Annotated in this window: 14 protein-coding genes; 3 read left to right on the top strand and 11 right to left on the bottom strand. The window is 70.2% G+C overall.

The genetic code is table 11. The features are described 5' to 3' along the window. Positions 1 to 84: 84 nt before the first annotated feature. The 4 genes from AB0K35_RS05480 to AB0K35_RS05465 are packed head-to-tail and all read right to left on the bottom strand — an operon-like array spanning position 85 to position 2,093. Positions 85 to 447, bottom strand: a complete 363-nt coding sequence (locus AB0K35_RS05480) for a PH domain-containing protein (protein WP_030337500.1) — start codon at positions 445 to 447, stop codon at positions 85 to 87. 10 nt (positions 448 to 457) lie between these two features. After that, positions 458 to 916, bottom strand: coding sequence for a hypothetical protein (locus tag AB0K35_RS05475; protein ID WP_363883931.1), 459 nt, complete (start codon positions 914 to 916; stop codon positions 458 to 460). Beyond that, entirely contained in the window at positions 904 to 1,212 is a 309-nt protein-coding gene (locus AB0K35_RS05470; protein ID WP_363883929.1) for a class I SAM-dependent methyltransferase, read from the bottom strand. Before AB0K35_RS05470 ends, AB0K35_RS05475 begins: the two co-directional genes overlap by 13 nt. After that, positions 1,209 to 2,093, bottom strand: coding sequence for a LysR family transcriptional regulator (locus AB0K35_RS05465; protein WP_238668273.1), 885 nt, complete (start codon positions 2,091 to 2,093; stop codon positions 1,209 to 1,211). Before AB0K35_RS05465 ends, AB0K35_RS05470 begins: the two co-directional genes overlap by 4 nt. 114 nt (positions 2,094 to 2,207) lie before the next feature. Here AB0K35_RS05465 and AB0K35_RS05460 point away from each other — a divergent pair, with 114 nt between their 5' ends. Together AB0K35_RS05460 and AB0K35_RS05455 are read left to right on the top strand one after the other, a co-directional pair. After that, the gene (locus AB0K35_RS05460; RefSeq protein ID WP_363883927.1) at positions 2,208 to 2,561 is read left to right on the top strand and encodes a DUF1801 domain-containing protein; all 354 of its coding nucleotides are present in this window, start codon (positions 2,208 to 2,210) and stop codon (positions 2,559 to 2,561) included. Between the two features lie 5 nt (positions 2,562 to 2,566). Beyond that, on the top strand, positions 2,567 to 2,980 hold the full coding sequence (locus tag AB0K35_RS05455) for a VOC family protein (RefSeq protein WP_363883925.1): 414 nt from the start codon (positions 2,567 to 2,569) through the stop codon (positions 2,978 to 2,980). On the opposite strand, the gene AB0K35_RS05450 is transcribed toward AB0K35_RS05455, so the two are convergent. Next, positions 2,967 to 3,275 carry a 4a-hydroxytetrahydrobiopterin dehydratase gene (locus AB0K35_RS05450; RefSeq protein ID WP_112604995.1) on the bottom strand — a complete coding sequence of 103 codons (309 nt, stop codon included), beginning with the start codon at positions 3,273 to 3,275 and terminating at the stop codon, positions 2,967 to 2,969. The genes AB0K35_RS05455 and AB0K35_RS05450 overlap by 14 nt on opposite strands. Positions 3,276 to 3,458: 183 nt before the next feature. Here AB0K35_RS05450 and AB0K35_RS05445 point away from each other — a divergent pair, with 183 nt between their 5' ends. Then, on the top strand, positions 3,459 to 3,902 hold the full coding sequence (locus AB0K35_RS05445; protein ID WP_238668270.1) for a (deoxy)nucleoside triphosphate pyrophosphohydrolase: 444 nt from the start codon (positions 3,459 to 3,461) through the stop codon (positions 3,900 to 3,902). A gap of 136 nt (positions 3,903 to 4,038) precedes the next feature. Here the strand turns inward: AB0K35_RS05445 and AB0K35_RS05440 are convergent, their stop codons facing one another. From AB0K35_RS05440 to AB0K35_RS05415, 6 genes are all read right to left on the bottom strand, one after another. Then, entirely contained in the window at positions 4,039 to 5,106 is a 1,068-nt protein-coding gene (locus AB0K35_RS05440; RefSeq protein ID WP_238668269.1) for a succinate dehydrogenase/fumarate reductase iron-sulfur subunit, read from the bottom strand. Further along, a complete protein-coding gene (locus AB0K35_RS05435; protein ID WP_238668268.1) occupies positions 5,103 to 7,031 on the bottom strand; it encodes a fumarate reductase/succinate dehydrogenase flavoprotein subunit in 1,929 nt (642 codons plus the stop codon). The genes AB0K35_RS05440 and AB0K35_RS05435 overlap by 4 nt, the downstream gene beginning before the upstream one ends. A 12-nt stretch (positions 7,032 to 7,043) precedes the next feature. Continuing rightward, on the bottom strand, positions 7,044 to 7,850 hold the full coding sequence (locus AB0K35_RS05430; RefSeq protein ID WP_112583731.1) for a hypothetical protein: 807 nt from the start codon (positions 7,848 to 7,850) through the stop codon (positions 7,044 to 7,046). A 244-nt stretch (positions 7,851 to 8,094) separates the two neighbouring features. Beyond that, positions 8,095 to 9,501: a metallopeptidase TldD-related protein gene (locus AB0K35_RS05425; RefSeq protein ID WP_238668267.1), complete on the bottom strand. Its 1,407-nt coding sequence runs from the start codon at positions 9,499 to 9,501 to the stop codon at positions 8,095 to 8,097. Between the two features lie 58 nt (positions 9,502 to 9,559). Continuing rightward, on the bottom strand, positions 9,560 to 10,996 hold the full coding sequence (locus tag AB0K35_RS05420; protein ID WP_238668266.1) for a TldD/PmbA family protein: 1,437 nt from the start codon (positions 10,994 to 10,996) through the stop codon (positions 9,560 to 9,562). Between the two features lie 32 nt (positions 10,997 to 11,028). Then, on the bottom strand, positions 11,029 to 11,577 hold the full coding sequence (locus tag AB0K35_RS05415; RefSeq protein ID WP_238668353.1) for a Uma2 family endonuclease: 549 nt from the start codon (positions 11,575 to 11,577) through the stop codon (positions 11,029 to 11,031). Between the last annotated feature and the right edge of the window lie 259 nt (positions 11,578 to 11,836).

Here is an 11,836-nt window from a genome sequence, read left to right as displayed (position 1 = left end):
GCGTGGCTGTCGACCGAGGACACCAGAAACGTCGTGGGCCCGGCAAGGCAATTACGCCACCCGGGCCCACGACCGCACATCCGGTCAGGAGATGTGGTGCAGGATCACGTTGTGCACGTGGTGGCTCTTCTGCGCGCCACGGAACTCCACCTCGTACGTGTGCGTGCCGACGTGGATGGCGATGGCGCCGGTGGAGAAGAACGAACCACCCCACGACTTGTTGCTGACCACGCTCACGCTGGTGATCTTCGAGTACGGGATGCTGGTGATCGCGAACCGCTTCCCGACGAAGGACCGGTCCTGGATGATCACGCGGCGGTCGGTCAGCCCGATGAACCCGGTGCCGGTGCCGACGGCGTCGTAGACGGCGATGATCTGCTCGCCTTCGAGGAGGCCACTCTCAATCTGCTGGACCTGCTCTTTGCGGTCGTACGCGATGTTCGCCATGTGCTCCAGGCTAGAAAACCGGTGCCAGGGTGCCCGCCCGGGCGATGACCACGAACTCGCCGTCGCCGTGGCCGACGGGCTCCCCGTGCCAGCCCCCGTGGACGCGGTCCACAATAAAGCCCGCGCTGGTCAGAGACGTGCGCAGCTCGGCCTCGGTGCGGAAGCGCAGGCTCGCCGAGCTGAGGAGTTCTTCCCCGCCGTCGAAGTGGTAGTGGTGGGTGAAGTCGACCACTGCGTCGCGTACCCCGGTGACCTCGGTCCACGCGCGGACCTCGCCGCCAGCGGGCAGCGTTACCAGCCGGTGCGAATCCACAGGATTCCACCGCTCCCAGCGACGGTCCGCCGGGTCGCGGGCGTCGAACACCAGCCGGCCGCCGGGCACGAGCGCCCGGGCCAGGTCGGCGAGGGTACGCGCCCACTCCGCATCGTCCACGAAGAACTGCGCGACGTGGCTGGTCAGCACCGCCACGTCGAACGCCCGCTCGGGCAGCAGCGCCGAGGTGCCTCAAGCCAGGTCACCCGATCGCCACCCGGCCTGACGCGGGCGGCGGCCAGGGAAGCGCCGGCCGGGTCCACACCGGTGACGGTGTGCCCGGCGGCGGCGAGGGCAACCGTCAGCCGGCCGGTGCCGCAGCCGAGATCCAACACCCGGGCGGCCGGCGTCTCGTCGACAACCGTCTGGAAGAAGTCGTCGTCAGGCCCCCACCGGCACTCCGCGTCGTACACCTGGACCAGCCGGTGGTGGCGGAACTCGGCGTGCCTCATCGGGGGTTCGCGTCCGTCGCGGCGCTGACGAACTCGCGTACCCGGGTGGTGGTGTTGCTGGGCAGCCAGACCGGCCCTCGTTCGATCGGTGGCGCGTCGTGGATGGGCACGTACGCCACGTCGGGGCGCGGGTAGTAGCGCCGGGTGTGCTCGCCCACCGGCAGGACTCCCCGGCCCAACGCGACCAGGGACAGCATCTCGGAGAAGGTGTTCCCGGCGGGCCCCTTCGGCACCGCCCGGCCGGACGGGGTGCGCTCGGGGGTGCGGTCGCGCTTGAACTCCACCGAGGTCACCGTCGGGTACTGCACCACCGGGTGGTCGGCGAGCACCTCCAACGACACCGACCGCTCCCGGGTGAGCCTGTGACCCGCCGCGACCGCCAGCACCCGGCCCTCGGAGATCAGCGCCGGGCCGGTGGCCATCCCGTCGAACGGGTACGAGGCGATCAACACGTCTGTCGAGCCGTCGAGCAGCCCGGATCGGGTGGTGGACAACTGCGCCTCGTGCACCTCCACCCGGCAGTCGGGGTGCCGTTCCCCGAACACTGCCACCGCCCGGAGCAGCACCGGCGCGGTCCACTCGCCGAGGAACGCCACCCGTAGCGTCCCGGTCACGCCCCGGGCGGCGTCCGTCGCCCGGCGGACGGCCTCGTCCATGCCTGCCACCAGGGGAGCCAGCTCGTCGGCGAGCTGCCGGCCGATCGGGGTGAGCCGGACGACCCGACTGGTACGGGCGAACAGCGGTGCGCCGATCCGGCGCTCCAGCTTCTTCACCACATGGCTGACCCGGCCGGTGCTGACTGTCAACCGCTCGGCCGTCCGGCCGAAGTGCAGTTCCTCCGCGAGGGTCAGGAACGTCTCGACCTCGTAGCGCTCCAGCACACAGTTCCCATCGTTGACCTGTGGGCAACGATCGTAGCGGCATCGGGTCTTGGTCGGCGGCCCTCGCCCGGCGATCGTGAACGCGGCAGGGAAAACCGAGCGAAGGGCTCTGACATGAGCGTTGACGACTACCTGGCCGGCCTCGCCGGCCCACTGCGCGAGATCGGCGAGAAGCTGACACCGGTCATCGCGGGGGCCCTTCCCGGGGCGACCGGGGCGATGTGGCACGGGCACCCGGTCTGGAGCCTGGGCGACCGGCCCGGCCAGCGCCCGCTCTGCCTGATCAAGGCGTACGGGTCGTACGTCACCTTCGGGCTGTGGCGCGGACAGGAGATCACCGACCCGTCGGGGCGGCTGATCCCCGGTGCGCGGGCGATGGCGGCGGTGACGTTGCGCAACGTCGCCGACATCGACCCGGCCCTGTTCAGCGACTGGCTGCGCGCGGCGGCCCACCTGGAGGAGGGGTGAGCGCGGTGCGGGTAACCGGATTCGACCACCTGGTGCTGACAGTCGTCGACGTGGAACGGTCCCTGGACTTCTACTGCGGCCGGCTCGGGCTGGCGCCGGTACGCGTCGACGAGTGGCGTGCGGCCAGCGTCCCGTTCCCGTCGGTGCGGATCAGCCCCGACAGCATCATCGACCTCGTCCGCGGTGAGCCGCAGGGCGCGAACGTGGACCACTTCTGCCTGGTGGTGGCACCACTGGACTGGGCGCAGGTGATCGAGTCGAAGGTCTTCACGGTGCTGACCGGCCCGGTCAGCCGGTTCGGCGCCCGCGGTTCGGCGACCTCGATCTACGTGCGGGACCCGGACGGCAACTCGGTGGAGTTGCGCTGGTACCCGCAGGACGCGGGGTCGGATTCGGGTCCGGTCGTCAGGCCTCGGTGACCGCCCGGTAGGCGTCCTCGATGCGGGCGGCCAACAGCACCTCGCCCTCGGTCAGCGGCTCGCCGCTGCCGTGCCCCACCCGGATCTGGGTGCTGTCGGCCCGGCGGCTGATCTCGGGTCGCAGATGCAGCGCATCCGCGACGACCTTGACCCGCTCAGTGAGTGCGGCGTGTTGGGTATCGTCGATCACGAGCGTCCGTCGGATCTGCTCGCCCTCGCGCGTCCAACCAGATAGCAAGGTCAACGCGTCGGACAGGTAGTCGTGCTTGGCCCTGCTGTTGAACAGCACGCGCATCACCGCACCCCCCAAGCGCCGTTGCCGGCTTGTGGCCAAGTCGTCGCCATCCCGTGTCTTGTCGGTGCCTCCTAGTCTCCCGCTGCTCGGAGGGGGTGTCCACGCCCACACTTCCGTGTCTTGTTGGCCTAGCGGACGGCTACGGTACCCAAACCGCCGATTGATCTGGCACCCTGGACGCCCGTGCGGACCGAACGGGCGAATGATGGCGGGCAGGCCGAACGACGGGACCTGAAGGTGATCGTCGGTGCGGCGATCATCCGGGATGGGCGGGTGCTCGCCTGTGCGCGTTCCGCCCCACCCGAGGTAGCGGGCATGTGGGAGTTTCCGGGCGGAAAGGTCGAGCCGGGGGAGGCCGAGACCGACGCGTTGATCCGGGAGTGCGCCGAGGAGTTGGCCGTACGCGTCGAGATCGGCGACCGGGTCGGCCGCAACGTACGGATGGCGCACGGCCGGTCGGTGCTCAAGGTGTACGCGGCCCGCCTGCTCGGCGACGACCAGCCACAGGCGCTGGAGCACGAGGCGCTGCGCTGGCTCACCGCCGACGAACTGGACTCGGTCACCTGGCTCCCCGCCGACGCCCCCATCGTGGCCGCCCTCCGCCCCCTCCTGCGCAGCTCTCGTTGATCATGAAGTTATTGCCACCGCGCGCGGCGTGTCGTGGCAATAACTTCATGATCAACGGGGGTGGGGCGGGGGGTTGGGGTGGGGCGTGGAACGGGGGCCGTGGCAACTGCCACGGCCCCCGTTGTTGTTCAGGTGATCAGTGCTTGTTGTCCTGCTCCGGGTGAGCGAAGTTGAGGTGCTCCGGAGGCAGCGGGAAGGTCACGTCGTCGCCGAACGGCGACGGCGCGGCGGCCCGGTCGAAGGTGAGCTCGGTCAGCGGCAGCTTGCCCCGGTCGTCGACCGCCGGAGCGGTCGGGTGCGGCACCTCCCGGTCCCAGTTGACGCCACTCTGCGCCTGCGCCTCGGCCCGCTTGTCGTGCGAGCCGCCCGCGTGCGAGTGGACCCCGGCCCTGGTCGCGCCCGACGAACTCGCCGAGCCCTGACGGGCGGTGGTCACGCTGGTCTGGGGCGTCTCGCCCCGACGGAAGATCTTGCTACCAAGCCACACAAGGGGATCGTACCTGCGGTCGACGACCCGTTCCTTCATGGGGATGATCCCGTTGTCAGTGATCTTGATGTGCTCGGGGCAGACCTCGGTGCAGCACTTGGTGATGTTGCAGAAGCCGAGGCCCTGTTCGGCCTGCGCGTACTCCTTGCGGTCGGTCCGGGCGTCCAGCGGGTGCATGTCCAGCTCGGCCGCCCGGATGAAGTACCGCGGGCCGGAGAACGCCTGCTTGTTCTCCTCGTGATCGCGGATCACGTGGCAGACCGTCTGGCACAGGAAGCACTCGATGCACTTGCGGAACTCCTGCGAGCGCTCCACGTCGACCTGCTGCATCCGGTAGTCACCCGGAGCCACGTCCGCCGGAGGGGCGAACGCAGGGGTCTCCCGTGCCTTCTCGTAGTTGAACGAGACGTCGGTGACCAGATCCCGGATGACCGGGAAGGTGCGCAGCGGGGTGACCGTGACCGTCTCGTCGTCGCCGAAGGTCGACATCCGCGTCATGCAACCCAGCCGCGGCTTGCCGTTGATCTCCATCGAGCAGGAGCCGCACTTGCCGGCCTTGCAGTTCCACCGGCAGGCCAGGTCGGGCGCGTCGGTGGCCTGCAGGCGGTGGATGACGTCGAGGACTACCTCGCCCTCGTTCACCTCCACCATGTAGTCCTGGAGGTCACCGCCGCTCTCGTCGCCCCGCCAGATCCGGAACTGACGCTTCCCGCTCATCGGTTGTCCGCCTCTCCAGCGTCGGCGACGAGGGCGTCGAAGTCGGCGAGCTCCTCGTCGGTGAGGTACTTGGCCAGCTCGGCCCGGTCGAAGAGGCCGATCAGCTCCGGCCGCATCTTCGGCAGCGGCTTGCGGGTCAGTTGCACCGTGTCGCCGTCCAGCGCGCAGACCAGGTTGACCTGCCGCCACTTCGGCTCCATCGCCGGGTAGTCCTCCCGGGTGTGCCCGCCGCGCGACTCCTGCCGCTCCAGCGCCGCCTTCGCCGTGCACTCCGAGACCACCAGCATGTTGCGCAGATCCAGGGCCAGGTGCCAACCCGGGTTGTAGCGTCGGCCGCCGGCAGCGCTCACCTTGGCCACCCGCTCACGCAGCTCGGCGAGCCGGACCAGCGCGTCGGCCAGCTCACCCTCCCGGCGGATGATGCCCACCAGGTCACCCATGACCGCCTGGAGGTCCTGCTGAAGGGTGTACGGGTTCTCGCCGGTGTCCCGTTGCAGCGGCGCGAGGGCCGTCTCCACTGCCGCCTCGACCTCGTCCACCGCCACCTTCGGCCGGGCGGTCAGCCCGTCGGCGTAGCTGGCCGCGTGCCCGCCCGCCCGCTTGCCGAAGACCAGCAGGTCGGACAGGGAGTTGCCACCGAGTCGGTTCGAGCCGTGCATGCCACCGGAGACCTCACCGGCGGCGAACAGCCCGCGTACGTGGCCGAAGGCGGCACCCGAATCCGGGTCAACCTCGACGCCGCCCATCACGTAGTGGCAGGTCGGGCCGACCTCCATCGGCTCGGCAGTGATGTCGACGTCGGCCAGCTCCTTGAACTGGTGGTACATCGACGGCAGCCGGCGGCGGATCTCGTCGGCCGACCGTCGGCTCGCGATGTCCAGGAAGACGCCACCGGCGGGGGAGCCCCGGCCGGCCTTGACCTCGCTGTTGATGGCGCGGGCGACCTCGTCGCGGGGCAGCAGCTCCGGCGGGCGTCGGTTGTTGTCCGGGTCGGTGTACCAGCGGTCCGCCTCCTCCTCGGTCTCCGCGTACTGCTTGCGGAAGACATCGGGGACGTAGTCGAACATGAACCGCTTGCCGTCGGAGTTCTTCAGGACGCCGCCGTCACCACGCACCGACTCGGTGACCAGGATGCCCTTCACCGAGGGCGGCCAGACCATGCCGGTCGGGTGGAACTGGAGGAACTCCATGTTGATCAGCGTCGCCCCGGCCCGCAGCGCCAGCGCGTGCCCGTCCCCGGTGTACTCCCAGGAGTTCGAGGTGACCTTGTAGGAGCGCCCGACGCCGCCGGTGGCCAGCACGACCGCCGGCGCCTCGAAGAGGATGAACTCGCCCGACTCGCGGTAGTAGCCGAACGCGCCGGCCACCCGGTCACCGTCGAGCAGCAGCTCGGTGATTGTCGTCTCGGAGAACACCCTGATCCGGGCGTCGTACGAGCCGAACTCCCGCTGGTCCTCCTGCTGGAGCGAGACGATCTTCTGCTGGAGGGTGCGGATCAGCTCCAGGCCGGTCCGGTCGCCCACGTGCGCCAGGCGCGGGTACTCGTGGCCACCGAAGTTGCGCTGCGAGATCTTGCCGTCCTTGGTGCGGTCGAAGAGCGCACCGTACGTCTCCAGCTCCCAGATCCGCTGCGGCGACTCCTTCGCGTGCAGCTCGGCCATCCGGAAGTTGTTGAGGAACTTGCCGCCGCGCATGGTGTCGCGGAAGTGCACCTGCCAGTTGTCCCGGCTGTTCACATTGCCCATCGCGGCGGCGGCGCCGCCCTCGGCCATCACCGTGTGCGCCTTGCCGAACAGCGACTTGGAGATGATCGCGGTCTTCTTGCCGGCCAGCCGGGCCTCGATCGCCGCGCGCAGACCGGCGCCGCCGGCCCCGATGACGACGACGTCGTAGTGGTGTCGTTCGATGCGAGTGGTTGTGGTCATGTCAGGGGCCCTTTAGTTGATGAACCGCAGGTCGGAGAACCAGCCGGCCGCAAGCGCCATGATGTAGAAGTCGGCCAGCGCCAGGGTGCCGAGGGTGATCCAGGCGAGCTGCATGTGCCGGACGTTCAACGCCGAGACGAACGTCCAGGCCTTGTACCGCACCGGGTGTTTGGAGAAGTGCTTGAGCCGGCCGCCGATGATGTGCCGGCAGGAGTGGCAGGAGATCGTGTACGCCCAGAGCATCACCACGTTGAGCAGCAGGATGATGTTGCCCAGCCCGAAGCCGAAGCCCTTCGGCGAGTGGAAGGCGAGTATCGCGTCCCAGGTGTTGATCAGCGAGATGATCGCGGCGGCGTAGAAGAAGTAGCGGTGCAGGTTCTGCCCGAGCAGCGGGAAACGGGTCTCACCGCCGTACTCCTTGTGCCCGTCCGGGACGGCGCAGGCCGGCGGCGACAGCCAGAACGACCGGTAGTACGCCTTGCGGTAGTAGTAGCAGGTGAGCCGGAACAGCAGCAGGAACGGCAGGGTCAGCGCGGCGTCCGGGATGATCCACCAGCCGGGCAGGAACCGGCCGAAGTGCGAGGCTTCCTCGACACACCGGTCGGTCACGCACGGGGAGTAGAACGGGGTCAGGTAGTGGAACTGGTCCACCCAGTACCACTTGTGCATGAAGACCCGGACCGTCGCGTACGCGACCCAGGCGCTGAGCCCGATCACGGTGATCAGTGGGGCGAACCACCATCGGTCGGTACGCAACGTCTTCGCCGCGATGGCGGCGCGCGCCCGCGCCCCCCTCGGCCTCGTTGCCGTTGAAGTCATTCGAGTCGTCTCCTCGACGGGCCCGTACGGGCGGGCTGGTCTCTCTCCGGTCGGCACGCGGACCGGCGAACCCGCACCCGCTGCCACGTCATGCGCACACCAACGACCACGCCGGATCGACCGACGCAGCTAAGTGACACACGTTACGCCGATCTCCGCGAGCCGTCCGCGCAAGGGAGTGTCCCGTGTGTCTGGCCTGCGGAAAAGCCCTCGACGCGCCGGTTGGCGCGCAGAATCGGGAACGTCAGCCGGAGGCTCCTCCGGTGAAGTGCCAGGAAGCCAGCCGCAGCGACGGCGCCGCCCACCAGGCACCGTCCACCCGGTCCGGTTGGCGCACCGCCCGCGCCCCCAGCCCGAGCACCGCCCCCGGCCCGAGCGCCCGCGGGTACGACTCGGTGAACCGCAGGTCACGGACCGCCCGGACCACAGTGCCGTCCTCGATCAACCAGACGCCGTTGCGGGTCAACCCGGTGACGACGAGGCTCTTCGGGTCGAGCACACGCGTGTACCAGAGGTCGGTGACCAGCAGGCCCCGGCGCACGCCGGCCACCAACGCGGCGTTGTCCGCGTCGACGACCGCCCCGGCCGCCGCGCCGGTGGTGCTCCGGGCCACCGCGCTGGCCGGACCCGCCGCCGCGCCGGTCAGCCGCAGGTTGCGGGGCATCGGGCCCCAGGTGGCACCGCCCGCTACCGCGTGCCCGGTGGACTCCGCACCCGCCTCGGCGGCGGTCCGGCGGTCGTGCGCCACCGCCCGGGTGGTGCCCGCCTCGACCAGCGTCAGCGCCCCTCGGCCGGTGCCCTCCGCGTCGAACGGCAACCCGGACCCGCCCAGCGGGTCGTCCACCACCGTCACCGCCCTGTCGAACTGGGCCGCGCCCGGCTCGGCGAACGACTGCCGCTCGGCGTACCGCTTGCCGTTGAAGCCGTAGAAGGACAGGTTTTGCAGAAGGTCCGCCACGGCGGCCGGCTCGAACACCACCTCGTAGTGCCCCGGCGGCAACTCGACCGGGTCGGCCGCCGCCTGCGCCTTCGCGGCCGCCTGCGCGCCCAACTCGGCGCCGTCGAGGTCGGACAGCCGGTCGGCGCTGCGCCGGGCCACCCCGTCCACGCCGTCGCGGCGGGCGATGCCGTCCATCGCCGCCTCCACCGAGCGGCCGTACGCCGAGTGCCCGGCCGAGTTCGCGAACGCCGACGAGCGGTGCGCGGTGCGGCAGTAACCGGCGGTGCTGAGGCCCCCGGCGGCGGCCACGAACGCCCCCACCCGATCGGCCCGCTGATCCGGCTCCGCGTGCGCGGTGGCCTCGTCGACGGGCGGGGCGTCCGGCGTGGGCATGGGCGGGGTCAGCCCCGGCCAACCCGCGTCGGGCGGGCAGAGCCGGGCCGCGGCCAGGGTGCGCTCCACCAGGGCGGACAACCCGTCGGCGGTGACCACGCTGCCGCCACCGGCGGCCGTCCGACCATCGACGTGAACCCGCAGCCGAACCCCGACAGTGGACTCGGAGACGTTCTGGTGGATGCCCGAGTTGGCGAACCGGGTCAGAGCCAGGTCCGCCCGCGTCACCACCGCCTCGGCCTGCGCGGCCGGCCCGCCGAGACGGCGAACCAACTCCACGACCTGCCCCGCCAGCTCCAACTCCGTCGGCCCACTCATGCCGAGCCACCTTCCGTTCGCGACTGCGGGGCTCGCAAAACCGGCTCACTCCTCGCGCTCACGCTGAAACCCCCACGCGGACGTTGCGGAACCGGGCCGGCGCGGCCGGGTGGCCTGTGTGCCCGACCTGGCCGGGTTGGCCCTTGCCGCAGTTGGGTGTCCCCCAGGAGACCGTCTCGCCGGAGAGCATGTCCATCGAGCGCCAGAACAACGGGCCGATCCCGGTGTACGTGGGGTTGCGCAACATCCGCCCCCGCCGCCCCTTCTTGATCTCCCAGCCGACCTCGCAGCCGAACTGGAAGTTGAGCCGCTTGTCGTCGATCGACCAGGACCGGTTGAGGTCCATCAGCACGCCGTCGTCGGTGGCCGCGATGATCTCCTCCAGCGTGTGTGGGCCGGGTTCCAGGCCGACGTTCGTCATCCGCACCATCGGCAGCCGGGCCCACCCGTCGGCCCGTACGCTGCCGCCGTAGTCGAGGCTGGCCATCGCTGCGGAATCCCGGCCGGCGAGTACACCCACCCAGCGGCCGTCCCGGACCGCGTCCCGCTTGACCGCCGGGGAGCCCTCGTCGTCGAAGCCGAAGCTGCCCAGCGCTCCCGGGATGGTCGGGTCGATGGTGATGTTCATCAGCTCCGAGCCGTAGCGCAGCGAGCCGAGCTGGGCCAGGTCCAGCCAGGACGTGCCGGCGAACGCCGCCTCCCAGCCGAGGATCCGGTCCAGCTCGATGGCGTGTCCGACCGACTCGTGAATCTGCAGGGCCAACTGCTCGCCACCGAGGATCAGATCCGTCTCGCCGGCCGGACAGAGCGGCGCGGTGAGCAGCGCCCGGGACTCCTCGGCGATCTGCGCGGCGTGCGCGGCCAGGTCCAGCGACTCGACAAGCTCCCACCCGGTGGTGCCGTACTGGCCCCGGTAGCTCGGCCAGGACCGGCGCTGCGTCTCGCCGTCACCGATCGAGGTGGCCGAGATGCCGCCGCCGCACTCGCGGATGCGCTGGTCGATCCGGTGACCCTCGCTGGAGACGAACCACTTCGCGGTGTCCCAGATCTGGTACAGGCCCTCGGCCAGGTCCGCGCCGTGCTCGGCCATCGTGCGGGTCGCGTCGACAAGCAGATCGCCCTTGTCCGACAGGGGCACCCCGAGCGGGTCGATCTGGCAGCCGGAGGCCCAGCTCGCGGTGACCGCCTCGACCGGCACCAGGTCGACCGAAGGGCCCGGCACCCGCGCGCTCGCCATGGCGGTCCGCGTCGCGCGCCGGCCGGCGTCGCGGGCGGCGGCGTCCGACAGATCGGGTACGGCGTGGAAACCCCAGCTCGCCCCCACCAACGCGCGGACGCCCAGCCCGATGCTCTCGTCCTGCGTCAGCTCCTCCACGTCACCGTTGCGTGCGGTCATCGACTCGTAGCGGCGGTGCATCACCCGGGCGTCGGCGTACCGGGCGCCCGCGTCGAGGGCGGCCTGGACGGCGGCGGTGGCCGCGTCGAACTCGGTCATGGACCGACCCTAGGCCAGCCGACCGACACCCGTCAGGGAAGCAGTTCCTCCGGCCGAATGGCGGCCTTGACCGGCTCGGTGAGCACAAGCAGGTCTCCCGGCCTGGTCACGGACTGCTCGATGTAGTGGCCGCCCTGCCGCCGATAAAGGTGCAGCGTGCCATTCGTCTGCTCCACCAGCAGGTACCACTCGATCCCGGCCGAGGCGTAGTAGTGCATCTTGAGCACCTTGTCGGTGGACGCGTTGCTCGGCGAAATGATTTCGCAAACCAGCCGTACGTCACCTGCCTCGACGTTGAGTTCGTCGAAGTCGATCGGGCCGGTGACCACGAGGTCGGGGATGGGAATCCGGCCGGGCCTGAGCCGGACGTTCACCGCTTCCAGCACGTGCAGACCGGCCTCGCGAGCCGGAGCCCGTAGGGCCGCACGCAGTTCGCCGGAGATGTTCTGGTGTCGGGGGGTGGGCGCTGGGGTCACGTGGAGGCTCCCGTCGAAGAGTTCGACGCGTTGCTGCGTCTCGCCGAGGGCGAGGTACTCCTCTTCGGTCCACGGGCCTTCGTGGTTGAACACCGCCGCGGTCATCGTCACCTCCACCTCGTGCCACGGGCGTCCTCTGCTGGTTGCTCTCGCCATGGTCGCACCTGAAGTGCGGTAACGGCATGAACAGCCGTGGATGGCGAGGTGACGGGGGTGCGGGGCCGATGCCGACTCGTTACGCTCGGGCCCGCTGACACGTGCCGGCTTTGTAGCTTATTTTCACCCTCGGGACTTTGCTGTAAGTTCTCTTCGTCACTGAGGGAGGTGGCCGTGGACAGCTCGGAACCCTCGCCGTCCGGGGACC

It is taken from the genome of Micromonospora sp. NPDC053740, assembly GCF_040677775.1.
Classification (GTDB): Bacteria; Actinomycetota; Actinomycetes; order Mycobacteriales; family Micromonosporaceae; genus Micromonospora; species Micromonospora alfalfae.
The sequence above is the reverse complement of the archived record's forward strand: the minus strand, read 5'-3'. Positions and strand labels throughout refer to the sequence as shown.